Origin of the sequence: Streptomyces sp. NPDC020362 (genome assembly GCF_040642095.1) — a bacterium.
GTDB lineage: Bacteria > Actinomycetota > Actinomycetes > Streptomycetales > Streptomycetaceae > Streptomyces.
Genome location: NZ_JBFAET010000117.1, coordinates 1 through 23,418, shown reverse-complemented (window position 1 = coordinate 23,418; position 23,418 = coordinate 1). Strand labels below are relative to the sequence as shown.

Here is a 23,418-nt window from a genome sequence, read left to right as displayed (position 1 = left end):
CGACCGACGGCACTCCCATCGACGACCTGCGGGCCCTCGTGGTCACCGCGTGCACCCGGTTCGACAATGCCCGTGCGGACGCGATCGTCCTGGAGCTCGCCGACGGGCTTCTGCAACCCGAGACACGTGCGCTTGTTCCCTACCTGCCCCGCGTCGTCCACGGCGTCGTCCTGACCGCACGCGATGCTCTCGGTGCCGCGGCTGGCGCCCGTCTGCTGGATCAAGTGGGAGTCAGGCGCCGGGCCGTGCGTACGCTGTGCAGGCGCTGGTGCGGGCTTTCCAGGACGCCGTCGGCCCCGGGCGGCACGCAAGGAAGGGCCAGTGCTGTTGAAACTCGTGAACACATCTACCCTCTGCTGACCGCCAAACACCGTCCGAACCGCTGCAGAAGGGACGCGATGGGCTCAGCTGGTCGTCTCAGCCGTTGGTCTTGCCTGGTTCATCGCCCACACGGTCCACCACGGCGCGCTGGAGTACCACGGTGGTCACTATCACGCTGCCGGCCTTGCCGATCACCGTGTCCTCCTGCGTGACATCGCGGAAGCCGAGGAAGGCGTACGTGGACTTGTCGAAGATCCACTCCTGGCGGTCTTCGGCCTGACCGTCCAGGGTGATCGCGATCCCGTGCCGGCCTGCGGCGTCCACCGCGTCGGGAATCACCGTGGTGCCTGGGATCTGGGCGGCGACGCGGTAGAGGAACGCCGTGGTCTGCGGGTCCACGGACTCCTGGAGCATGCCGCCGAGATACTCGAAGACCCAGGGCATGCTCACGGAGGGGTGCATGTTCCCCTTGGTGTTCTCCGCGTTGTCCGTCTGCCTTTGCATGTCAGCCTTGATCGCCCGAAGCGCCGCGGCCGGGTCGCGAGGAAGGGCGGCCAGGTCTTCGAAGGGGCTCTGCGTGTGCCCGGGGCCCGAGACCGTCCCCTGCCCGGGGCCGGGGAGGTTGAGGCGTTCGGGGGCCTCGTCGCCGTACGCCTGGGCGCCGCCCTGGCTCCGCGACCAGGGAATCCACTCCCGAAGGCTCTGCAACCCGGTGAGCCTTTCGGCGACCTTGGAGTACTCCTTGTGCAAGTGGCCCTGTTTGTCGGTCCACTTCGCCTGGAGGGGATTGTCCCTTCCGGCGTACACGCTGCGGATGTACACGTACTGGTGGTGGCCGACATTGACGGCCGGGGCGCGGGAGACCACGGCGGCGGCGTTCTCCAGCAGCACCGACGCCCTGGAGGGGGCCGGCTGCGCGGCTTCGGCGTGCCGGCTGTGGTGGCCGACGCCGGCGGTGAGGACCGCGGCCGCCACGGCGGCCGCGGCGAGCGGCGCGACGACCGGCACCCAGCGCCTCCTTCGGCGTCTCGGCGCCGCAACGGCGTCCGCGGCGGCGGCCTCGGGGCAGGCTGCGGATACGGACTGGTGGATCTCGCTCATCAGGTGCTCCTTGAGGACGCGCAGGCGGTCATCGGGCAGATCCCGGGCAGCCGGGGCCGGCAGCAGGCGGGCCGCGTCCGCGCGCTCAGCGGACTCTGCTGCGTCGAAGCCGTCCTCGTGAGGGGTCTTGGCATTCATCGGATCTGCTCCTGGATCGACCGGGCCGCGATCGCGCGGCCACCCTGTTGCTGTCCGGAACGGGACGCCGGTTCCGTCCTTTCGGAAGCGAGTTCCTCGTCTGTCAGTTCCCGCAACCGGCGCCGGGCGCGGGAAAGGCGGGAGCGGATCGTGCCGATCGGCACGTCCAGCGCCTCGGCCGCCGCCGCGTAGTCGAGCCCGGCTCACACGCACAGCGCGAACACCTCCCGCTCGCCGCGACGCAGCCGTTGCAGGGCCCGCTGCGCTGCGGCCAGTCGCTCGGCGTCCTCCATCCGTTCGACGACCTCGTCCGCGAAGTCCGGCGCCGTGTCGTGCGGCGGGACACGGCTGAGGGCGGCCTGGTAGCGGCGAGCGGCCCGCGCGGTGTTGCGCAGCACATTGGTGGCGATGCCCAGCAGCCACGGCAGCAGGCCGTCGCCTTCGGGCCGCACCGTCTCGCGCAGCCGCCACGCCTCCAGGAAGGTCAGCGACACGACGTCCTCGGCCGTCGCCCAGTTCCCGGTGACCCGGACCGCGTACCGGTGCACCGTCCGCGCATGTTCATCGAATATCGACCCGAATGCCTCCGGATCACCGGAGCGCAGCCGGGCGCACAAGGAGAGTTCCACATCTGATCCTGTCCGCGCGCGCCGCCGGGTTCCCCGAGATCTCCGTGACCCAGGTCACACCTTTGGGCTGAACTCCTTCCAACCTCCCGCATCGGCTGAGGAGTTGGTCTGACAGACGGATGAAGCCCCTGGTAGATGGGTTTTCGGCCAAGAGAACCGTCTCCACCAGAGGCTTCGCATGCTTGTCTACCCGTCAGGCGTCGACGTGTCCAGCTCTGCCTGCCGCTTCCTCGCTGCCCGCCTGAGGAAACGTCGGCGCGCTCTCGGCGACCGTCTCTTCTACTCGGGAAAACGAAAGAAGCACGGCATGAACGTGCAGGCTATAGCCGATCCGAAGGGCCGTCTCCTTTGGGCTTCACCGGCCCCGGCCGGTGCCGTCCATGGCGTTCGGGGCGTACGCGAGCACGGCATCATCGACGCTCTCGCCGAGGCCGGCATCAGCTGTTGGGCGGACAAGGGCTACCGGGGAGCGGGCGGCACGGCCCGCCTCCCTTACCGCGGCCGAGGGGGCAGCCTTTCCGTCGGTCAGCAGGCCGTCAGTCGCTCGCATGGGAAGGTCCGGGAACTGGTCGAACAGGCTATCGCCACCCTCAAGTCCTGGCGGCTTCCACGCAAGCTCCGCTGCTCGACGACCCGAATCACGAGCGTTGTCCGAGCCGTCCTCACCCTCCATCTGGCCAGCTCAGACTGGGGATGGAAAAGCTCAATGTTCGTGGCTGATGTGTGCTCCTCGGTGCCGCGCAAGGACCAGCGGACCAAGAGCGACTGTCTGCCGGCGGCACATGCGCCAAGGTCCGGATACCCGACCTGACCGGTCAGGCGCGCGAGTGGCGGGAGAACTCGCACCACCGGTTGTCGTCGGGGTCGCCGAGTGCAATGCGGAGGGCGGTCGAGTCCCCCTTGCGGACGTAGTCCAGGTCGTAGAACTCCTCGCCGATCTTCAGGTCGAAAGTCTGCGGGGTGGCCCCCTTGACCCCCGGGTGGAGGTACCAGGTCCCGTGGCCGGCCGCCAGGCGCTTCACGGCTCCGGAGACCAGCGCGTAGTCCACCGGGAAGTCCCGGACGGTGAAGGTGCGGTCCGGTTCCACCGTGAGGGTTGATCCGCAGTCGCTTGTCCAGTGACCCAGGACGTCAGCCGCCGTCACGTGCGGCAGCGCCTTCGGGGCACCACCGCAGGCGCCGACCAGCAGAGCCACTGCCACGGCACACAGGGCGCTCGCCGTTCGGCCTCTCACCGCATCCCACTTTCCTGTACCGGACTTGGCTGTCCAGGGAACGACCACTGCTGTTGACGGAGACCAGGTCGACTCCCGCACCCTACCCGGGGCGCTCAGGCGCCACCGCTGCCGAGTATCGACCGGCGGAGGGCTTGCACGGGCGGCCCCCTCTGCACCCGTAGAAGTCAGCAAGGGGAACTTCTGAGCGGATCAGCTCCCGAACCAGGACATCTCGTAGGGGAGAGGCCGGGGGCGGCACGGTGCCAGCGTGCGGGGTGGCGCCATCGGCTGGCGCTGTCCCGGGCGACGTCGACGTCGACTTCCACGACCAGGTCGGGCTGCAGGCGGACCACGCGGGGCATCCCGGGGCGCGGGTGAGAGCTGGGACGGGCTGCGGACGGGCTGCCGGTAAGGGATGAGCGTATGACGGACACGCAGGAGCCGGTCTCGGTGGCGACGGCGCAGGTCTGACGGAACGCATAGGCATGCCGAGCCGGGCCGCGGGTAGCCGGGGCGCGTTGTACGTCTGCGTGATTCGGAAGAGGAACGGAGGTGGAGGCTCCAGATGCTTTTGGTGCATGCCGCCGTCCTGCAAAACCTGATCGAGCAGTACGACACGCTGCGCGTGCTGCATGCCGAGAACGGCAGTCCGCAGGTCCGCCGGCGCATGGATGACATGGCTTACACCCTTTGTGTGTCCACCGGCACCCGCGACATCGACGCCGCCCGAGGCGTTGGCAGCAGGGTTACGGCCTCGGGACTGGTGAGGTCGCATGTTGATGTGTCGCGTATTCACCGATCCGCGAGGACTTCCGTCACGGTCGTTAGTGGTGTGCGGCATGTCCTCATATCTCGCATCCTCACTCGTTCTAGGGTCGAGTGGTGCGCGATGAGGATTCGCAGGAACCGATCGTGGTCGAGTATGGGGGGCGGATCACGCCCGTCGATTTTGTTTTCTGGCGCGCCCTTGGCTTGCTTCCTGCGCTCGCATGGTTCCCGTATTTCCGAGATGGTTAGCGTGTGTGTGCCTCGAATTGGGCGTCTTGACGACGTGCGTCCTGATGGTGGCAGCCTCGATCGCCTTCACTCGCGAGAATGACTGGATCGAGGGAGCACAGATCCAGGTATCACTCATGATTGGCTTCTTCGTGATCGGCCAGATGATGGTGTTCGCCTCGGGCCATTACCTGCTGTTGTCCGGAGGCCGGGGTCCTTCAGCCAGGCGTTGACCCCAGCAGCGCGGTCTACTTCTCCGTCACGGCCTGGACCTCGACAGGGTTTGGGGATATTCACCCGACGAGATCATTCGCTCAGATTCTCGTGGCTTGCGAGCTGCTCAGTACTGTTCTCACCGCCACTGTCGTCTTGGCCACGGCAGTGGCGAAGGCAATCGCTGAGCGCAAGGAGTCGTGCTGAGGCTGCGCTGCGGTTCCTCGGCGAGGGTAGTTGAACGCGTCACCGCCTGTGGTCGCCGGGAGCGTGTCGACTCCGGGCTTCTCCGGCCCCGGTGACCAGCCGTGTGGCAGTTTTGTCGTGGTGGCCGAGCACCTTCGCGGACTTCCGTTCGTTGTGACGGTTGCGGTGAGCGTCATGTGGCCCTGCGCGTCCCGGGCGACGTCTGCTGCCACGCTGATGGGTGGGTAGGAGCTCTCGGGCGGGAGGCTGCCGTCGCCTGTCCCCGGGCGCTTGCACGTTAGGGTCTGTTGGTTGATCGTGCAGGTCCAGCCGTCGCCGGATGCCGCATGCGGAGTGACACCAGTGGGCTAGGTCTGCTGGGTGGTGATGGTTGCGCGGGCCGGGCCGGCGGACTCGGCGGTGTGGGTGTACACGCGGACTGAAGGCACTGCCCGTACCCCGTACCCCGCTGCCGGGCGCTGAGCGGCCGGCGTCATGGTGCGGCTGCGGCTGCGGGTGCCCGACCCGGCCGCCGTGGACGCGGCGGCCGGGTCGGCGTACGTGGGTCGGTCCTGGCCGGAACCGGACGCGGAGTCGGCCCCCGGGACCCCTGTGGCCCCTGGATCCGTGCCGTTAGGAGATACGGATGTCCGACCAGTTCGTGGTCTTGCCGACCTGTGACCGGTTGCCGAGGCCACCGTGGACGTTGCCCTGGTTCAGCCAGGCGCGGCCGTCCTTGTCGAGCGAGATGAGGTCGGCCCGGCTGTCCCCGGACAGGTCGAGTCCGCCGACGACGTCCTTGTAGGAGATGCCCCAGTCCTTGAAGACCAGCGACCGGGGCATGAAAGTGCCTGCGCCGGTCCCGCTGAATCTCCAGAGCTCGTTCGACGCGTCGAGGGCCAGCAGGTCGTTCTTGCCGTCGCCGTCGAGGTCCCCGGCGGCGATCAGCTTCTTGTAGCCGTCGAAGCCGGACCCGACGAGCGCGCGGGCTTTGAAGCCGCCCGCGCCGTTGCTCGCGTATACGTATAGCTTCCCGGTCGAGGCGGACCGGGTCAGCAGGTCGGCCCGGCCGTCGCCTGTCACGTCGCCGGGCGAGACGACCATGTCGTACCCGCTCCAGTCCGAGGAGACCTTGACGTGGGACGACTGCTGGTCGGGCAGCCCGCCGCAGATCGTCGGATAGACGCGGGCCTCGCCCTTCGGGTAGCGGACGAACACGTCGTTGCAGCCGTCGCCGTCGAGGTCGCCGAACGGCAGCACCAGCGTCCCCGTCGGCCAGCTGCTCGCGCGCTGCCCCGCGGACAGTTTCGTCACGTCGCCCGCGTACACCTTCAGACCGGTGCTGTCCCGGCCGAAAAGGTCGGCCTTGCCGTCGTCCGTGTAGTCGCGCCACTTGGGCAGCGCGCGGCTGGTGGTGGTGGCCTGGTAGACGCCGTCCAGGACGGCTGTGTTCGTCTCGGTCCGCCTATATTCGTCCCACAGCACGACGGGTCGGCTGAGCGCGTCGGCGGCCCCCTGGGGCGCCCCGGTGAACTGGGCGCTCGTCGCGCTCAGCCGCCGCGGGGCGGACCAGGTGCCGCCCTTGAAGACGGCGGCCATCGTGTACTCCTCGTACGAGTAGCCCTCCTGCCACGTCACCGTGACCGTGCCGCCCGAGGTGGCGGCCGCGCCGACCGCGCGCACCTTCTTGTGCGTGGAGAAGGGCTGCGTGTACGGCTGCCAGACGCCGGTGGCCGCCGAGCGCACCGCGTACCAGGAGCCGGTCGAGTAGCCGGGCCCGCCGGCCACGAAGAGGTCGCCGTTGGGCAGGTAGACGGGCGCCGTCATCCCGTACGTGCTGCCGTAGTTGGCGGCGGACCGTGGGGTGCTCCACTGCGTGGCGCCGGCGGCCCGGCGCGTGTGCATGAGGTGCGCGATGTTGTCGTAGAACACGTCGAAGCCGCCCTGCGGACTGGCGAAAAGCTTCGGGCGCGCCAGGTCCACGCCCGGAACCGGGAAGCCCTGGACCGCGGTCCAGGTGGTCGCGCCCGGGGCCTTCTCCAGGGCAACAACGGCCTTGCTTGCCCGCCACTGCCACACCAGCAGTGCGGTGCCGTCGTTGGCGACCGCCAGGTCCATGTCGGAGATGTCCCGGCTGCCGGACGGCGGCTGCTCGTTGAGGTCGGCCGGAGCCGTCCACGCGGCCTGCGGGCCACTCTTCTCGGCGGCCTTCACGACGCCTGAGACCGACCACAAGGCAACCAGCCGGCCGTCGGGGGCCGCCGCCAGGTGTTGGTAGCCCTTCTGCGGGACCGCGGCGACGTACTCGGGCTCGGAGAAGGCGGTCGCGCCGGGCGAGAGGGAGGCCACCTTCAGCCAGTAGTTGTTGTGGTCGTCGGCGCGCTTGGCCCGCCACACCAGTCGCACCGAGCCGTCGCCGAGCGAGACCAGCTCGGTGTTGTACCCGCCGGCGTCCGGCCAGGTCTGCGGGGCGAGCCAGCTGCTGCTGCCGGCGGTCCGGATCCGGGTGGAGCGAGAGAGCCCGTCGCCGGTGAGGGAGACGACGGCGCCGTTCCCGGCCGACACCAGGGCGTTGAGCCCACCCGAGGCGGAGGCGGGGTCGGGGTTCGGGGTGTGCAGGGTGCGGGTGCCCCACGGGCCTGGCGCACGCGTCTCGATGGCGGCCGGGGCAGTGCCGACGGCCGTGGCGGTGGTGCCGGTGGCCGCTGCCGTGGCGGTGGTGTGGGCGGTGGCAGGGGCTGTGGCCACCAGAGCGAGGACGGGAGTGAGCGCGATGCCGAGCACCGCGCGGGACTGCGCAGTCATGGGAATGCCCCCCCGGGCAGGGCGTATCCGGTCACACGGATTCGCCGAACTGTTCGAACAAGTCAGGCGCAGCGTATATCAACGAAGATCGTCCCGCGGGGGAGGTTTTCCTGCAGATTCTTTGCTGGGTGCGGACCGGGGTGCAGTGACCGGACCTGGATTGGTCCGTGGAAGACGGTCTGCTAACGCCCATCGGCTGTGGTCGGCCGTGGGGACCCGCGAACGTGCTCCAGCTGGCCCAGGCCAGGCCGCGTCGTCTTTCCGGCTTGGAGGCCGCGACGGGCCGCAGCAGGGCGTGCCTGATTCCGCCGCCATCGCTCAGTGCGACCACGTCCGGGACGAGGACGTCCAGTAAGCGCTGCAAGTCGCCGGTTTCGAAGGTGCGTTGAAAGGCCTGGAGCACGGCGGGGCTCTCGGCCGGGGAGACGGTGCCTCGCGGTCGGTGCGCGGCGACGGGTGCCTAGAGGACTGATGAAGATCTTGGGGCCGGTTGGTGAACCCGCAAGGTGCCGGGCTTCGGCCGTGTCGGCGACAAACGACGGCCCACCCGCCCTCGGTTCCGCCTGGGAAGCGACGAGGAAGGGCGGGTGATCTGGTGCAGGGCCGTCCCTGACGGGGGGCTCGGGGCGGCTCGGCTGCTCCAGCGCTGGCCCTCCCTCGATTCGCCGTCGATGAGCCCGCTGGCGGTCTGTGCCGTCCCCGGAACATCGGCGAGCCCCGGGGACGGTGTTCTAGCGCACGTACTTTGGCAGGTAGGGGTCGCGGATCAGGTGTGCCTTGTCGGTCTTTCCGTCGGTGGCGGTGGCGGTGGCGGTGGCGGTGGCGGTGGCGGTGGCGTACGCGGTGCGGTACTGGCAGTTGGTGTGCTCCGGCTAATGACCAGTCGTGCGAAGGAACCGCAACGTGGTGACGAGCTCGTCGCCGAAGTCCTCGCAGAGCGCGAGCAACTCGCTACCGGTTGATGAGTCCAGCAGTCCTGTCGAGGTAGCCAGGGTCTGCAGGGCGTCGTGGCAGGTGGACTCGACAACGAAGTTGCGCGAAGCGACATAGCCCCGGCCCCTTGTGTCACCCGCCAGGCCGACAAGGAACTGGCGGCGGGCTTCCTCCTCCGGGTGCGAGTAGAACGAGCCCTCGACCAGAGCGTCAAGATAGGTCGCCAGGCCACAGAAGGTTTCCACGACTCGCTCGGCCTTGTCCGAGTCCGGCTCGTCCAGGAACTCGCCGAAGGTCAGCAGGCTGGTGATGGTCTCCAACTGGATTAGCTGGACTGTGTCCGGATCGACTTCGGATGCGAAGAGCGGGGCTTGGCACAACTCGGCGGCTGCCTGCCTGTACGCGCGATGCGACTCTTCGCCGGGAGCTGCTGCGGCCAGCTGGAACAACGACTCCAGCGCAGACGACTGGATGCCCCACTCCTCATCCAGTTCGAACGCGAGGACCGGCGCATGCCACCGCCATAGCGCCAGGGCGACGGCCTGTCGCTGTTGGCTTGGCATCAGGCCAGCCACCCGCGCGATCTGCACCATGTCCTGCATCTGCGTGATTCCTTCATCTCGGGGCAGTCTGGAAGCCGCCGACGAATCGCATGATCGCGAGGGCGGAACTTGGCCGCCTGCAGTGCCTCCGTGAGGATGTTCAGGTTGTTCGCCACAAAACGATCATGGACGCCCTCGTGTCCTCCCCGGAGGCAACCCCTTCGACTCGTTCAAGCCGACGGCCAGGCTCCGGCCAGTTGCTCGCGCGCGGCAGCGGCTTGCCGCCGACCTGCCCGGAACGCGGGGACCCACGCCGACGGGTCCGACGGGTCCGTGCCGAGCGCCGCCGCCGAGGCCTCGTCCGGGAACAGAGACACCACCGTCTCCCCGCCCAGCGCGGCCGATGCTTCCTGCCCGGGAGGCTGACGCGCCATCGGCTCCACAACGACCAACGTACGCGCGCCGGCTATGAGGTCCGCGTTGGTGCCTGCCCGCAGCGCGCCGTCGATGTAGTGGCGCCCGCCGACCGAGACGGGAGGCGCCGCGCCCGGGAACGCGCTGGAAGCCGCGACGGCAGTGGCCAGCGGGACGCCGCTGTCGCGATCCCAGACCACCGGCTCGCCGCTTCCAGCCTCCACAGCAGGGATCAGCAGGCGGCGCTCGGTCGGCCAGATGTCCGTGCCGACGAGCCGGCGTCGTACCGCGACCAAGGCTTGCTCGGCCTCCGGGTCGGCCGTGTCAAGGGCGATCCGCCCGACTCGCCGGCGGGCCTCCACCGGTGGCAGGCCGGCACCGAGGACCGCGAAGACCTCACCCATGCGCTGCGGGTCGGCCTGCGGCGGCCGGGGACCGTCGCCGCGGTTGCCGGCGGGGTCGGCGAAGTGCGCGAGGTCCTGGCCGGTGGCCAGCGTGGCGCCCACGATCGCACCGGCCGAGGTACCGACGATCAGGTCCGCCGCGCCCAGGTCGATGCCGAGGCCGCGCAGGCCGTGGGCGAGTCCGGCCATCCAGGCGGTACCAACGGACCCGCCCGGGCCGAGCACGAGCGCGCTGTCCAGTGAATGCATCGTTCCCCCAACCGTTGCTGTGGCGATCTCCACCCTAAGCTGAAGGTGAACGAGTCGAAGGGGCCGCCTGCTGAAGGCGGAACGCACCTGTTCAGACCGCTGCGGCAGACCAGCGAGTCAATCAACCAGACCCTCAGGGGTCGGCTCGACCTGGAACGACACGGCGGCAAGAGCCCTGCCGGAGTCGACGCCCGGGTCCTGTCCTGCAAACTTGCGCTGACCGCGCCAATCCGGCCCGACGACAAGACCGGTCAACCCGTCCAATGATCACTGGTTGACTTCGATCGCTGACCACGACAGCACCCCTTGGAATCATTCATCTGGTCCAGACCGCCGGCGGCTGCCTCGGACGCATCCGCTACCGCAAGGTGTGCGAACTCGACGGCCAGGCCCTCGCCGAGCACCAGATCAACCGCGGCCACGAGACGCCCACAGGTAGGCCCCGGTTCTCGCCGTAAGACCAACGGGGCACTCGGCGACGGCAACCCGCGATCCGGACTGAGTGCGAACAGTCCGATACAGCACCTACGACGCCAGTGACAGGTCCTTGCGGGCGCGTCGCGCGGCCCGCGCCCGGAACGCGCCGGTCAGGGCGATGGCACTCAGCGCACTGGTGACTGCGAGGCAGAGCCAGGCGAAGGTGTCGCCGATCTGGTCGGAGGGGGTGGTGGTACCGCGGGTGGGCGCGTACGCCACCGTCGCCTGTCGACCGGCAGTGGAGTAGGCGGTCGTGGCCAGGACACGGCCCTGGTGGTCGAACGCGGCGGACACGCCCTCGGAGGGCAGGGCGCGCCTGCTCCAGACGCTCCTGCGTGTTCATGTGCATCCCCCTTCCTCCTCGCCGTACATCTGGGCAAGGCGGAACCGCGCGCTGCATGAGGAAAAGGCGGCAGAGGACGAAAACGCTGCATCAGAACGCAGTTAGGTGAGGGATGTTTTTGTGACTGGCGGCGTTGGTGGTCGCCGGACGCTGTGTGAGTGCTCGTCGTTGGTACCGTAGTGATGTCTCCGATGTCCGCTGAGCCTTGATCGAACTGGTCTTCACCGCAGCAACAACCGGACCGCCGTGCGGTCCAGACCCGAGGTGCGGGCCGACCTTCTCGAACCCTTCCTCGATACCGTCGTCACCCCCGAGCACCAGGCCGCGGCCCTGACCCGCCTCAGCAAGGGCGGCCTGGCACCGGCAGAGGTGGCCGGCATCCGTGACAAGGTCGCCCCGATCATGCTCGCCTACAACGCCGTCCTCTGGGAATGGCACCACCTCGGCCTGGCCGACCTCCTTTACGCGGCGCCGGCTGCCCCCTGGGTCCCAGAGCACCAACGGATCGAACCCGCCGACAAGGCCGTCTTCTTCGCCTGGGCCATGAACATTGCAGACCTTGGCTAGTGCCGTGACCGAAAACGATCACCGGGTAGGGTGACGGCTGGGTGGGCAGCGGTGGATGTCGCGCAGGTCAGCTGAAGGTCGTGCCATGGTCTGTCAGTTGCCTGGTCTAGGGTCGCCCGCATGGCTGAGCCCTCCTTTCTGACCGCCGTCCGCGAGTCGTACGACACGGTCGCCGCCGATTACGTCGAACGCGTCCCGCCTCCAGCCGAGATGGACCCGCTGTCACGCGCGATGCTGGCGGGGTTTGCAGAACTGGTGCGGACGGCCGGTCTGGGGCCGGTCGCGGACCTGGGGTGCGGCCCCGGACGGGTGACGGCGCACCTGGCCGGGCTGGGGGTGTCCGTCTTCGGCGTCGATCTGTCGCCGAAGATGGTCGGGCTGGCCCGGCACGCCTATCCGAACCTGCGGTTCACTGAGGGCTCGATGACCGCGCTGGAGATGAGGGACGACGAGCTCGGCGGCATCCTGGCCTGGTACTCCACCCATCACACGCCCCCGCAGTGGCTGCCGGATGTGTTCGCCGAGTTCCACCGCACGCTCGCGCCCGGCGGCTACCTGCTCTGGGGAGACTATGTCGGCAATGAGCGGCTGCAGCCGACCCGCGGCTATGGCCGTCCGGTGTCCTACGAGTCGTACCTCCTGCCCCTGGACCGCATGGTCGACCTGTTGGACCAGGCCGGACTCGTCGTCGCCGCGAGACTGGAACAGGAGCCCGGCGGACGCGTGAACAGACCGCACGCCTGCCTCCTGGCCCGCAAGCCCGAAACGCCCTGACGGGGATCGTTCCCGGGGTGAGGCCGCTCGGCTGGACCGCCGACGATCACGGGGCGGGCGGTCAGACCGCTGGGTTGAGAGGGCGGCCGCCCCAGCGGATGCCTTTCTCGCTGCGGACACGGGCGCGTTCCCGGCGCTGCGCGGCCAGGTCGCCTGGATGGCGTGCGTTCTGGTTGCGCCAGTGCAAGTAGTGATGCAGCGCGCGGGTCTGGACTGTGTGGTTGGGGTGGTTCGAGTTGGCGAGGGTGAACTGCCGCAGCGGCCCGAAGTGCGCCTCGACCGGGTTAGCCCAGGATGCGTTGGTCGGTGTGAAGCAGAGCTCGACCTTGTTCCTGGCCGCCCATCGGCGGATCTTGCTGCCCTTGTGGGCGCAGAGGTTGCCGAGGATGACGTAGATGGGGGCGCCGTCCGGGCGGGCCGCCCGGAGGCGCTTGAGTGCGGCGAGGCTGTGGTCGGTGCCTTTGCGGCGCCGGTTGACGCCCCAGAGAGTGTCGTCGCCGACGGAGTAGCAGCCGTGGAAGCAGCGCACTCCGTGGGTGCGGTGATAGGTCGCCGGCAAGCGGTCGGGCTTGCCGTGCTTCGCCCGGCACAGGCCGGCGGTGGGGCGGATGCCGAGCGGGCCGAACCCGTCGAAGGCTAAGGTGCGCTCGGGCCGCTCGGTCAGCGCGTACTCGATCCGGTCCAGCTTGGCGTCGAAGTCGGGGTCGGTGGACTCCTTCCACGTCTTGGTCCGCTGGAACGTCACGCCGCGACGCTTCAGCAGGCAGCGCAGGGCCTCGCGTCCAATACGTATCGGGCGGGCGACGTTGCGCCGCAGGTGCTCGGAGAGTTTCCGGACCGACCAGCGGGTGAAGGGCTGACCGAGCTTGACCGGCCGGGTGGTGGCCGTCTGGATGACGAAGTCCTCGTCGTCATCTGAGCAGGCGGGGACGGCCTCCCGCCCACCGAGGTTCAGACAGGCCAGCCCGATCTCGTTGAAGCGGTGGATCACGTCGCGGACTGTGTCCTCGTCCGCCTGCACGAGCCGCGCGATCACCGGCACGCTGTTCCCGCCCGCCGAGGCCAGCAGCATCATCGCCCGCCGGAACCGCACCGTGCTCGTACTGCCCCGACGCGCGATCCGCTGCAGCTTCTGCCCCTCCTGCCCAGTCAGCCTGCGGACCCTGACCGGTTGCGCCATCCCGCCTCCCCGCGCCGATCGGACGTGTCGTCACATCCAACCGGCCCGAGGACCACGAACACCACGCCGGTGATCGTTTGCGGTCACGGCACTGGTCACCACCCTCAGCCCGGTAACGGCTCCTGCAGTTCGGGGTACTGGTCGCGCTGCCAGTCCGGCACGCGGACGGTCTCCAGTTCCCCGGCGCCCCGGCAGAACCTGTCCTCACAGCACTCCGGGCAGTGCTCGCGGTCGTGTTCCTGGCTCGACCGGTCCGTACCCCCGCTGGACACGCACCTGCACACGGAACCCGTCCGCTCCGCGGCAACGGTGATCAGCTCCGTTCCACTGCCCGCATCCGTCACCTCGTCGGTGACCTGCCAGCCTGCCAAGGTGAGCAGCGACACCGCGCGTGACCAGGGTGGTGTCGTACTGCTCGGGCAGACGCTCGATACGGGCCGAGGCACGGTATTGGTACCGCAACGGCTCATGCCAGTCGACGATCAACGGATCAGGCAGCATATGGAGGTCCGGAAGCCGGGCCGGAGTGAGCTGCGCGGCCAGTCGGCGCAACTCCGCACGCAGCGACTCGGCCGCCAGGTCCAACTCCTCGCGCGCACCCTCGATCTCCGCCATCCGGACAGCCCCATCATCAAGCCGCTCGGCCACAGCGACTCGCGGCCCATCGGGTTCCATCATCCATCTACAAAGTCGTGGAAACCCAGGCAGTCCGGGTCCTGCAATGGGCAGGCCGGATGTGGGGTGCGGTCCGCCTTGGGCGTCGACGGCTCGGGATCCCAATATCCTGGCCCCGGCGCCGGCACCCCGAACGCGGTGCACAAGCAGTCGTCCGTGCAGGAGCCGGAGAACACCGGGTCTCCATGACGGTAGCGCGGATGGCCGCACCGGCAGTTGAATGTCGCCCAACTCGCCATCCGGCTCCCGTCCCCAGCAACTCTCGCCCCGGTCAGGGTAGCGGCGACGTCGTGGAAGAGGGGAGCCCCAACAACATTCTGGCGCTGTGCCAACGAGGGCACCAGACGCCGCAGGCCCGCACTGCGGGCGGACCGACGCCACTTCCGATACAGGCCTGGCTTGATCTTTGACGTCCGGTGTCGAATGGGGCGTCGAACTTGATCACTCGGTCTGGTATCTGCCGTACATGGAGGCGGCCTTCGTCTGGACATGTGCTCCGACCAAGGAACACACATCTTCAGTACGAAGGCCGTGAGGATGAGTCTGCTGCATCGCTACACACGACGAGACGTGGAGCAACTGTCATACTTCCGGGGCGAGTTCTACTCCTGCCTCACCGCACGTTCGGACGCACTGTTCGAGCTGGCCGATGCTGTTCTATGCGGTGACGGGCCGGTGAGGCCGCTGGTCGGGTTGTCACTGGTGGGCGATCACCGCCGCGGCCATGGCGGTCTCTACCAGCTGTGACCCGCGGCCGGGCGGACACGGACCGGCTACGACGAGCCCTGGCCGCAGTGCCACTGCCCCGGGCGGCAACGGCCGGCTGGTCCTGGCCGTCGATCGAGTACGGCCAGCCGGGGACTGGGATGTGCTGTCACGGCCCGCCGGCTGCGTGATCTGCTCCGGCGACTGATCACAGCATGACAGTGGCAGTGGCAGACGGGCGACCCGGACATCCTTATCGTCGCGGACGCCGGATACGACGCACCCCGTCTCGCGTGCCTGCTCAGGGACCTGCCGGTGCAAGTGCTGGCCCGGATGCGCTCGGACCGCGTCCTGCGCAGAGCCGCCCCACCCCGGCAGCCCCACATCCTGGGCCGCCCACCGCGACACGGAGGCGAGTTCGTCTTCGGACAGCCCGACACCTGGGGCACCCAGACACCGAGACGGTTACCGACACCCGCCTCTACGGCACCGCAACCGCACGCTCCTGGAACCGACTCCGCCCCCGGCTCACCCACCGCTCGTCCTGGGCGACGGCCAGGGGCAGGGCCCTGATCGTGGCCGGCTGGTCGACGACCACGAGGACGTGGCCTGCTTGGTCTGCAGTTTCGCGAAGACCTCACGGAGTTCGGGCTCGCTGGTGGGCCGCTGCCTGTCGAAGGCCTTCTTGCCGGCTGGGGTGACGGCGGTGGCGTGGTGTTCGCCCGTGCCGACATCCAGGCCGTGGCAGACGTCGCTGTCGCCGGTGTCGATCACGTGCAGTGTCCTCCGGTCGTACTCGTCGGGGCTAGCCACGGCACTGATCGCCACATCCACATTACGAAGAGCCTCCCGACCTGGGGAAAGGCCGGAGGCCCCGGGACCCTTGCCGCAGGCACGGGGGAACAGCGAAGCCTGCTGATCGTGCGAGCACTGGAGAAGGGATCATCCCCGCACGCGCGGGGGTGTTCCGCATCCCCGTGGCCCATTGTCGTTACCGGCGTGGTTGTCGAAACGAGGACGGGCCGCGGCTGGCCGTCACCGGCCTCTGCCGCGCTGTCCCCCAGGGGTGGTCCCTAGCCAATCTGCACAGCGTGAACGCCCTGGTCGCTGCTTGGAGGGGGTCGATGGCTTTCATATCGACGCCAAGGGGGGACACAAGATGCAGCTGAGGCCCGCACGCCGGACCTCGGTGGACAGTGCCCTCGTCGGCCGGATCACGTACGCCAGCACGATCTGCCCGTGGAGGGCCACATCAGCAGGGCCGCGTCACCGGCGATCAACCGACCGCCAGAGAGGCCGACGCGCTCTGCGGTCCGCCACTGCCAGGAGTGGTCAACCCGTGACGTCCGCGGCGCCGCACCGCAACCGCGGTGGCCGAAAATATGTCTCTCAATGCGTGCCCGGAGCTCCGGAACGAGCGGGATCTCCGTTGGCGCAGCGGATCTGGGGGACGGCATGAACGCATGGGCAGTGCCCGGATACACCGAGTCGCTGGAGCTCGGATCCGGGGCGAGCGGACGGGTCGTACTGGCTGTGCACGAGGAGACCGGCCTTCCGGTTGCGGTGAAGTACCTGAGCGAGTCACTGCGCACCCGCCCGGGATTCGTGCACGAGTTCAGGGCCGAGGCGCGATTGCTCGGCGGGCTGGAAAGCCCGTACGTCGCCGGGTTGTACGAGTACGTTGAGAGCCCGGACGGCGCCGCCATCGTGATGGAGCTGGTGGACGGTGTCTCCTTGCGAGCCCTGCTGGCCAGGGAGGGTCCGCTGGATCCCGAGGCCGCGCTCGTGATCCTCAAGGGTTCGCTGCTCGGACTGGCCGACGCGCACCGTGTCGGCGTCGTCCACCGCGACTACAAGCCGGAGAACGTCCTGGTCGTGCCAGACGGATTGTCCAAGCTCGTCGACTTCGGGATCGCGGTGGACACCGGCACCCGGGTCGGCGTCGCGGGAACCCCCTCCTACATGGCCCCGGAACAGTGGACCGGCGCGCCCGCCTCTCCCACCGCCGACGTGTACGCGGCCACGGCCACGTTCTTCGAGTGTCTGACGGGCCACAAACCGTACTCGGGTGACAACCTCGCCGAACTCGCACTACGGCACGTCGACGCGCCCATCCCCGCCGACGAGGTCCCCGAGCCGGTGCGCGCACTGGTGCGGCGAGGCCTGGCCAAGGATCCGGAGGAACGGCCCACCCATGCCGAGGCGTTCGTCTCGGAACTGGAGGCGGCCGCCGGCGCCGCCTACGGGCCCGACTGGGAGGAACGTGGCCGCGGCCGGCTCGCCGCGCTGGCCGCACTGCTGCCGCTGCTGCTGCCCTCGGCGCGCAAAGCCCCGCAGACCTCGACGGACACCGCACGCACGGTCCTGGCCCGGGGAGAGGGCTACAGCCCGGCCCGGTCGTGGCTCCCCGGCCGGGCGGGGATGCTGGTGTCCGCGGCGGCCGTGCTCCTGGGCATCCTCCTGACCTACGCCGCCCAGCACGCCCCGGCAGCGGATCCGCAGCAGACGGCGCAGGCCCTGGCCACCACCAGCGACCAGCCCGGCATGACGTCGCATGGTCCCACCGCACCGACTTCGTCGGCCCACGCATCCCCGTCCCCGACCACCACTATGGCCCCCAGCCTGTCGCCCTCGGACCCACCGACTGCGGACACCACCGGCACCGGCGAGCCCTCGATGTCCGTCACCACGACTGCGTCCGGGGAGACGACGTCCGGCGGGGCGACCACCGACGCGACACCGACCACCGCCTCGCCCACCGCGCCGGCCGCTCCCGCAGTCAAGGACGTCGCGGTGTCGGCCTTCCGGCAGACGGGTCCGTCCACAGCCACGGCAACCGTCGACATCACCACGGACGGCACCGGGCCGGTCTCCATCACCGTCTCGTGGTTCACCAGCGATTTTGCAGGAACCCCCGGCACCCCGGACGGTACGCCGCAGACCTTCGAGCGCAGCGGCGCCACCCAGTACTCGCTCACCGTCGACCACCCCTTCCAGAACAGGGGCTGCTACTGGGCAGTGCAGGCCACGACGACCCCGGCCGCCGCCGACGGCGCCTCGCAGCAGCTTCTCACCAGGCAGTGTGACCTCCGATGACCGCTCAGAACGACCGCACCCCGGCGCCTGCCGACGAACCCACCCACATACGCGAACCCGCCGACGAACCCACCCCCACCATCCACTTCGCCCCCGCCGCCGAGCACGCCCCCACCGTCCACCTCGCCCCCGCCGCCGAACGCCCCGAAGTCCGCGAAACCGACCCGACCGATGCCGAGTACAGCGCCACGGTGCTGGCCAGCCACTGGATCCAGCGGCCCGAGCCCGACGACACCGACACCCTCGTCGGGCCGTCCGGCACGGAGATCGCGCCGACTGCACCGACGCGGCCGGATCGTGTCGAAGGCACCGTGCTGCGTTTCGGTCCGGGAGTGACTGCCGCCGTTGCGCTCCGCACCGACCGGACGCTCCCCACCGTGCCACCGGCCCCCGCGCCCCCACACCGGCGCCTGCGCAGGCATGCCCTGCCCGCGCTGGTGCTGGTCTGCGTCATCGCGTTCCTGGCCTGGCAGCACTTCTGGCCGTCCGTCGAGGTGCGCACCGTGGCGGTCTCGGTCCGGCAGACGACTGTCGGGTGTGACGGCACCGCGGACATCATCGGCCTGGTCACCACGAACGGCCGGCCCGGCAGGCTCTCCTACCGCTGGAGCCGAAGCGACGGCACCGCCTCGGCCGTCCTGCGGGAAACGGTGGCCCGAAGTCAGAGGCATGCACGGCTACACCTCCTGTGGACCTTCCAAGGCAAGGGCCACTACAGGGCACGAGCCGAACTACGCATCCTCTCTCCCGACCACCGTACGGTTGCCACTCGCTTCACATACGACTGCCCCTGACCGTCCGTCAGCCTTCGGGGCGGACATGGCCTGGACAGCATCGGCAACGTGGTCCGGGACGGGTGTCCAACTTTCCATACTGACATACGAGTTCGCGATTCGAGCGGGGTACGCGACGCAGCGGACCGGGGCTAGACATTCGGGTCCTTTCGTACGGCATTGCCGAGGAGTTGCGTTGACAGGCCTGGCCCGCAGGCGGGAGGTTCCACGTACCCGGGCAGCCATTCACCATCCGTACCCACCCGCCGAACACCCCACTGTCTCGGCGCGAGGAGGGACCATGAGCCCAGACACCGCCGCCCTGCTCTACTCCGCCCACCCGCTGGTCGTAGCCTCGGCAGGAGAGGCGACGATGGCGCCGGGGTCACCGCGGACCGCCGTGCTCGACGAGATCAAGGCGGGACTGGATGCCGCCCATGAGCTGGTGCAGGCCGGGGATTACGCAGGGGCCGTCCGGGCCTACCAGTCCCTGCGCAACCGCATCTTCCGCCTCCTCAGCGACGGCGGGTCTGCGCAGACGGCGGCGGTCGACCCCCGCTTCGGCGCTCCGCACGACATCGCATACCTGGAGGAAGTCGTCCGCGTCGGCGCCGTACTGCTGGGCGACCTGGTACCCCGTAGGCCCGATCCGCCCGTCATCCAGGCGGACATCGACCGGACCACGCTGGGCGGCTACGGGGAAGCCGCCAAGGCGCTGCCCCGGCCCGATACGGACGAGACCTCGCCGTTCACCGAGATGGCCACGCTGGGCATGGTGGCCTTCGACAGGGGCGAGTACGACCTTGCGGCCAAGAGGCTGTCGGCGGCGGCCGACCAGGCCAAGGACGACAGGGTGGCCCGGGCGAGCCTCCTGCTCAACGCGGGAACGGCTGCTGCCCAGGCGGGCCTGAGCGATCAGGCCCTGGAGCTTCTGAGCGCCGCGGGTGACGGTTTCCGCGACGCCGAGGATGCACTCGGTTCCGCGCAGGCCATGCACAATCTGGCGGTCGTCCTGGCGACAACCGGTGCGGCCGCCAAGACCGAAGAGGTGCTCAAGCAGACCGACGCGGAGTCCGGGAGGGCGGCGGGCACGGTCGGGAAAGCCCTGGGGGTGATGCGGTCGCTCGGTCGGCTGGGCACCGCTGGTCAGACGAACGGCAAGGGCATGGCTGGTTTCCTGGACGGTGCGACGGACCATGACGTCACCGGTGTCCACGTCGGTACCGGTGTGGGCGGGCTGCTGACGGACGGGGCCGACGTCGGCGCCCGGGCCGTCAGCGCCGACGTCCAGCAGGCGCTGGGCCAGGGCATCCGGCTCATCGTCCGTGATCCGCTGATCCGCACGGCGTGGCGCAGCGATCCCCTCGTGGGCACCCTGGAACACGACGACCGCGAGGTCCGCTACACGGCGGGGTTCGCGATGGGCTCACAGATCAGGACCGTCGGCTGGCGGCGGGCCGCCGCGCCGTCGGTCGAGGAACTCCTGTCGGCCGCGTACCGGATCCGGCTCGACGCGAAGACACATCTGGAGCTGCGCTGGTCGGTTCTGACCGCCGTCGACCTGTCCGTCCAGCTCGCCCATCTGTTCTACTACGTGATCCCGGTCGGACTCGCGGAGGCGTACGCGGGGCTCGGCGACTGGGCCAACGCCCGTCTCTGGCTGTACCGGGCCGCCGATTACCCGTACCTGAACCGGCACCTCGAGGCAATGGTGCTGTGGCTGCGGCTCGCGCAGACTTACCTCGGCGAGGGCGACGCCCTGTACCGGCAGGGCGAGTTCGTCGAAGCGCTGGCCGCCTACGGTGCGGTGGTGGCCGCCGACGGGACCCGTGGCAGTGCCGACCTGTACACGATGCCCGCGCTCACCGAGGTCGGTACCCTCGTCGCCACCCTACTGGACGACCCACGGACGCTGCCCGGGGACCTGGATGCCGGTCTGGGTGCGGTCGTGCTCGACATCGCCGCCAAGGTGGCCCAACTCGTCCGGAATCTGGACTGGTTCGGGGTCCCGGTGGACTTCGTGCCGCCGTTCACCTTCGACTACCTGCAGAACGCCGCCCGTTTCCTCGGTCAGCAGGCCCAGGCCGCCGAGCGGGACTTCATCCAGTTCATGGAGCGCTACGACACCGGGAAGCTGACACGGCTCCAACTGCAGCAGGCGGTGGCAGCCGCGACCGCCGACCGGGCCGTCGCCGACCAGCAGGCCGCCGCCGCTCAGGAGGAGGTCCAGCTCGCCCGGACCGCGCAGGACCTCGCCAACCAGCGCCGGGCCCACGCTCAGTCGGCGCGCGACGCCTATACCGCGATGTCCGGCGAGCAGATCGCGCTGGAGACACAGACCGCCTGGTACAGCTCACAGAACACCTGGGAGCTCAACAACCCGATCCCCGGGGACGGACGGCAGATCCACGAGGTCATCGCCGCGGACCGGCACCGGCTCGGCGTGATCAACCGCGACTACGAGCTGCTGCGGATGCAGCAGAACATCGACGAACTCGCGCTCGCCGCCCAGCAGTCGAGCGACCAAGTGGCCCTCTCTCAGGCGCGAGCGCAGGCGACGGACCTCGCGGCGCAAGCCGCGAGGCTGCGCCGGCAGCAGGCCCAGGAGCTGGCAACCGGGTTCGAACAGGGCTTCTTCACCCCGGAGGTGTGGCGGCAGCTGGCCGACTTCATGCGGGCGCAGGCCCAGCGGTACCTGTATTGGGCGACCCGGGTCGCCCGGCTGATGGAGCGGGCCTACGAATTCGACTACGACACCACCGTCGACCGGATCCGAGCCGACTACACTGCCGGCGCAGTCAACGGGATGCTCGGCTCGGACCAACTCCTTGCCGACATCGACTACTTCACCTACGACCGGGTCACCCGCACCACCCACAAGACGCTGCGAGCCGGCTTGGTCGTCTCTCTGGCGGAGATGTTCCCGTTCGCGTTCGCCGGCTTCCGCAACACCGGTCAGATCTCGTTCAACACCCTGCTGTCCGATCTGGAGCGCGACTATCCCGGCTCCTGCAACCACCGCATCCAGGCTGTCGAGGTCGCGGTGATCGGGCTGGTCCCCGACGGCGGCCTGCGCGGCACACTCGTCAACAGCGGAACCTCCCAGTACAGGGCGCTCGACGGGACCGTCAAGTGGCGGCTGCAGAACGTCGACACGATGCTGCTCAGCTCCTACGGCCGCGACGACAGTGTGCTGTTCCGGCCGCACCCGGAGCTGCTCACCGTGTTCGAGGGCGTCGGCATGGCCTCCGGCTGGACGCTGCGGTACCCGCCGGACATCAACGACGTCGACTTTCGGTTCATCGTCGACGTCCAGGTGACCTTCCACTTCGAGGCGCAGTTCGACCGGTCCCTCGCCGAGACGGTCGCCGCGATCCCGCTGCCCCCGGAGGCGCTGCGGGCGAGCACGTCGTTCAGCCTCGGCAGCGACTTCCCGGACAGGTTCTTCCTGTGGCGCAGCCAAGGCGCGGCCACCCTGCCGGTCGAACCCGAGTACCTGCCGCACCACCATCTCGCTCCGGTCGTGCGCTCCGTGTCGCTGCAACTGCTCGGCACTGACGGCCCGGCCCCGGCAGTACCCCTGACGATCACCGCACCCGGCGGTGCCACCGCCGACGTCACCCCGGACGGCAACGGGCGGGTGCCCTCGACGCTACCGTCCCTGGCCGCGCTGCGGGGCGCTGCCGTGCTGGGCGACTGGCAGCTGGCCACCACCGCGGACGGCCCCGACCGCGCCACCGTGTACGACGTCCTGCTCTTCGTGGAGTACGGCTACACCCGGCGAGGTGCGGCGTGAACGGCACTACTCCGGACGTCCTCAGCCTGCCCAAGGGCGGTGGCGGCGTGAGCGGGCTGGGCGGGAGTTTCACCCCCGACCTCAACACCGGCGGCGGAGGTTACGCCGTCCCGCTGGATCTGCCGCAGGGCGTCGACGGCCACACTCCCAAGCTGACCCTGCAGTACGCCACGGGCTTCGGCGACGGGCCGTTCGGGTTCGGCTGGTCGCTGCCCGTCCTGCGGGTCGAGCTGTCCTGTGACGGGCGGCTGCCGCGGTACGACGGCACCGATCCGCTGGTCCTGCCGGGCGCCGGTCCGCTGGTCGAGGCGCCCGGGGGTGCGGGCCGGCTCGTGCCGGAGACCGACGGGCTGGGCTGGCGGATCCGGCGGCAGGGCGACGGCTTCGAACTCACTGACCGCTCCGGCATACGCCACCTGGTCGGCACCACGGCCGCCGCCCGTATCGCCGATCCGGCCGATTCCCGCCGGGTGTACGCCTGGCTGCTGGAACGCTCGATCCGGCCGTCCGGCGACGAGATCGTGTACACCTGGACCGCCGACCGGCTGCCGGAGTCGGTGTCCTGGGCGAGGTACCGGCTCGAACTGCACTACGAGTCCCGGCCCGACCCCGTCTTTGACGGCCGTCCCGGATTCCAACTGACCACCACCCGGCGGTGCACGTCGATCGAACTGCACGCCCCGGCACAGTCCCAGAGCCTGCTCCGTCGCTACACCCTCGACTACGCCGCGGGCCAACCGACCGGGCACAGCCTGCTCGCGGGGGTGACCCTCTCCGGACACACCGCGGACGGCGGCACGGCCACGTTTCCGCGGCTCGTGTTCGGCTACACCACCGGGGGCGGATTCGGCGTACGGGCGGTCGACCCGGACGTTGCCCGGGTC

The 23,418-nt window shown here is 69.5% G+C and carries 18 protein-coding genes and 6 pseudogenes; 13 read left to right on the top strand and 11 right to left on the bottom strand.

Going from position 1 to position 23,418, the window contains the following annotated elements:
• Positions 1-417: 417 nt before the first annotated feature.
• Together AB0H32_RS31505 and AB0H32_RS31500 are read right to left on the bottom strand one after the other, a co-directional pair.
• A complete protein-coding gene (locus tag AB0H32_RS31505) occupies positions 418-1,560 on the bottom strand; it encodes a CU044_5270 family protein (protein WP_361127478.1) in 1,143 nt (380 codons plus the stop codon).
• Positions 1,557-2,189 (bottom strand): annotated as a pseudogene (locus tag AB0H32_RS31500) (RNA polymerase sigma factor). Before AB0H32_RS31500 ends, AB0H32_RS31505 begins: the two are co-directional and overlap by 4 nt.
• 178 nt (positions 2,190-2,367) lie before the next feature.
• Between AB0H32_RS31500 and AB0H32_RS31495 the strand changes: the two are divergent.
• A pseudogene (locus tag AB0H32_RS31495) lies at positions 2,368-2,877 on the top strand (transposase family protein); the annotation flags it as partial.
• Between the two features lie 127 nt (positions 2,878-3,004).
• Here the strand turns inward: AB0H32_RS31495 and AB0H32_RS31490 are convergent.
• Positions 3,005-3,391 (bottom strand): hypothetical protein, encoded by a 387-nt coding sequence (locus AB0H32_RS31490; protein ID WP_361127475.1) that lies wholly within the window; start codon positions 3,389-3,391, stop codon positions 3,005-3,007.
• A 580-nt stretch (positions 3,392-3,971) separates the two neighbouring features.
• On the opposite strand from AB0H32_RS31490, the pseudogene AB0H32_RS31485 reads away from it, so the two are divergent.
• The 3 genes and pseudogenes from AB0H32_RS31485 to AB0H32_RS31475 form a co-directional block, all read left to right on the top strand.
• A pseudogene (locus tag AB0H32_RS31485) lies at positions 3,972-4,133 on the top strand (DUF5133 domain-containing protein); the annotation flags it as partial.
• 334 nt (positions 4,134-4,467) lie between these two features.
• Positions 4,468-4,635, top strand: a complete 168-nt coding sequence (locus tag AB0H32_RS31480) for a hypothetical protein (RefSeq protein WP_361127493.1) — start codon at positions 4,468-4,470, stop codon at positions 4,633-4,635.
• The gene (locus AB0H32_RS31475; protein WP_361127490.1) at positions 4,589-4,822 is read left to right on the top strand and encodes an ion channel; all 234 of its coding nucleotides are present in this window, start codon (positions 4,589-4,591) and stop codon (positions 4,820-4,822) included. Before AB0H32_RS31480 ends, AB0H32_RS31475 begins: the two co-directional genes overlap by 47 nt.
• A gap of 612 nt (positions 4,823-5,434) precedes the next feature.
• Here AB0H32_RS31475 and AB0H32_RS31470 read toward each other — a convergent pair.
• The 4 genes and pseudogenes from AB0H32_RS31470 to AB0H32_RS31455 form a co-directional block, all read right to left on the bottom strand.
• Positions 5,435-7,606 carry a VCBS repeat-containing protein gene (locus tag AB0H32_RS31470; RefSeq protein ID WP_361127472.1) on the bottom strand — a complete coding sequence of 724 codons (2,172 nt, stop codon included), beginning with the start codon at positions 7,604-7,606 and terminating at the stop codon, positions 5,435-5,437.
• Positions 7,607-7,883: 277 nt separating this feature from the next.
• Positions 7,884-8,066 (bottom strand): annotated as a pseudogene (locus AB0H32_RS31465) (RNA polymerase subunit sigma-24); the annotation flags it as partial.
• A gap of 412 nt (positions 8,067-8,478) precedes the next feature.
• A complete protein-coding gene (locus tag AB0H32_RS31460) occupies positions 8,479-9,141 on the bottom strand; it encodes a hypothetical protein (RefSeq protein ID WP_361127469.1) in 663 nt (220 codons plus the stop codon).
• 170 nt (positions 9,142-9,311) lie between these two features.
• Complete coding sequence (locus AB0H32_RS31455; RefSeq protein WP_361127466.1) at positions 9,312-10,148, bottom strand: patatin-like phospholipase family protein; 837 nt, start codon at positions 10,146-10,148, stop codon at positions 9,312-9,314.
• Between the two features lie 45 nt (positions 10,149-10,193).
• Here AB0H32_RS31455 and AB0H32_RS31450 point away from each other — a divergent pair, with 45 nt between their 5' ends.
• Positions 10,194-10,415, top strand: a complete 222-nt coding sequence (locus tag AB0H32_RS31450) for a hypothetical protein (RefSeq protein WP_361127463.1) — start codon at positions 10,194-10,196, stop codon at positions 10,413-10,415.
• A 258-nt stretch (positions 10,416-10,673) separates the two neighbouring features.
• Here the strand turns inward: AB0H32_RS31450 and AB0H32_RS31445 are convergent, their stop codons facing one another.
• On the bottom strand, positions 10,674-10,919 hold the full coding sequence (locus tag AB0H32_RS31445) for a hypothetical protein (protein ID WP_361127460.1): 246 nt from the start codon (positions 10,917-10,919) through the stop codon (positions 10,674-10,676).
• A 295-nt stretch (positions 10,920-11,214) separates the two neighbouring features.
• Between AB0H32_RS31445 and AB0H32_RS31440 the strand changes: the two genes are divergently transcribed.
• Both AB0H32_RS31440 and AB0H32_RS31435 read left to right on the top strand, forming a co-directional pair.
• Positions 11,215-11,535: a hypothetical protein gene (locus AB0H32_RS31440; protein ID WP_361127457.1), complete on the top strand. Its 321-nt coding sequence runs from the start codon at positions 11,215-11,217 to the stop codon at positions 11,533-11,535.
• A gap of 120 nt (positions 11,536-11,655) precedes the next feature.
• The gene (locus AB0H32_RS31435; protein WP_361127454.1) at positions 11,656-12,309 is read left to right on the top strand and encodes a class I SAM-dependent methyltransferase; all 654 of its coding nucleotides are present in this window, start codon (positions 11,656-11,658) and stop codon (positions 12,307-12,309) included.
• Between the two features lie 61 nt (positions 12,310-12,370).
• Here the strand turns inward: AB0H32_RS31435 and AB0H32_RS31430 are convergent, their stop codons facing one another.
• Both AB0H32_RS31430 and AB0H32_RS31425 read right to left on the bottom strand, forming a co-directional pair.
• Positions 12,371-13,489, bottom strand: coding sequence for an IS630 family transposase (locus tag AB0H32_RS31430; protein ID WP_361127451.1), 1,119 nt, complete (start codon positions 13,487-13,489; stop codon positions 12,371-12,373).
• A 104-nt stretch (positions 13,490-13,593) separates the two neighbouring features.
• Positions 13,594-13,860 carry a hypothetical protein gene (locus AB0H32_RS31425; protein ID WP_361127448.1) on the bottom strand — a complete coding sequence of 89 codons (267 nt, stop codon included), beginning with the start codon at positions 13,858-13,860 and terminating at the stop codon, positions 13,594-13,596.
• Between the two features lies 1 nt (position 13,861).
• On the opposite strand from AB0H32_RS31425, the gene AB0H32_RS31420 reads away from it, so the two are divergent.
• Together AB0H32_RS31420 and AB0H32_RS31415 are read left to right on the top strand one after the other, a co-directional pair.
• Positions 13,862-14,353, top strand: a complete 492-nt coding sequence (locus AB0H32_RS31420) for a hypothetical protein (protein ID WP_361127446.1) — start codon at positions 13,862-13,864, stop codon at positions 14,351-14,353.
• 348 nt (positions 14,354-14,701) lie between these two features.
• A pseudogene (locus tag AB0H32_RS31415) lies at positions 14,702-15,420 on the top strand (transposase); the annotation flags it as partial.
• Here the strand turns inward: AB0H32_RS31415 and AB0H32_RS31410 are convergent.
• A pseudogene (locus AB0H32_RS31410) lies at positions 15,411-15,643 on the bottom strand (transposase); the annotation flags it as partial. The pseudogenes AB0H32_RS31415 and AB0H32_RS31410 sit on opposite strands and share 10 nt — an antisense overlap.
• Before the next feature lie 681 nt (positions 15,644-16,324).
• Here AB0H32_RS31410 and AB0H32_RS31405 point away from each other — a divergent pair.
• From AB0H32_RS31405 to AB0H32_RS31390, 4 genes are all read left to right on the top strand, one after another.
• Positions 16,325-17,965 carry a protein kinase gene (locus AB0H32_RS31405; protein WP_361127443.1) on the top strand — a complete coding sequence of 547 codons (1,641 nt, stop codon included), beginning with the start codon at positions 16,325-16,327 and terminating at the stop codon, positions 17,963-17,965.
• The gene (locus AB0H32_RS31400) at positions 17,962-18,759 is read left to right on the top strand and encodes a hypothetical protein (protein ID WP_361127440.1); all 798 of its coding nucleotides are present in this window, start codon (positions 17,962-17,964) and stop codon (positions 18,757-18,759) included. Before AB0H32_RS31405 ends, AB0H32_RS31400 begins: the two co-directional genes overlap by 4 nt.
• Before the next feature lie 280 nt (positions 18,760-19,039).
• Positions 19,040-22,534: a hypothetical protein gene (locus tag AB0H32_RS31395; RefSeq protein WP_361127437.1), complete on the top strand. Its 3,495-nt coding sequence runs from the start codon at positions 19,040-19,042 to the stop codon at positions 22,532-22,534.
• On the top strand, positions 22,531-23,418 hold an 888-nt coding region (locus AB0H32_RS31390; RefSeq protein WP_361127434.1), incomplete at its 3' end, for a SpvB/TcaC N-terminal domain-containing protein. The genes AB0H32_RS31395 and AB0H32_RS31390, both read left to right, overlap by 4 nt.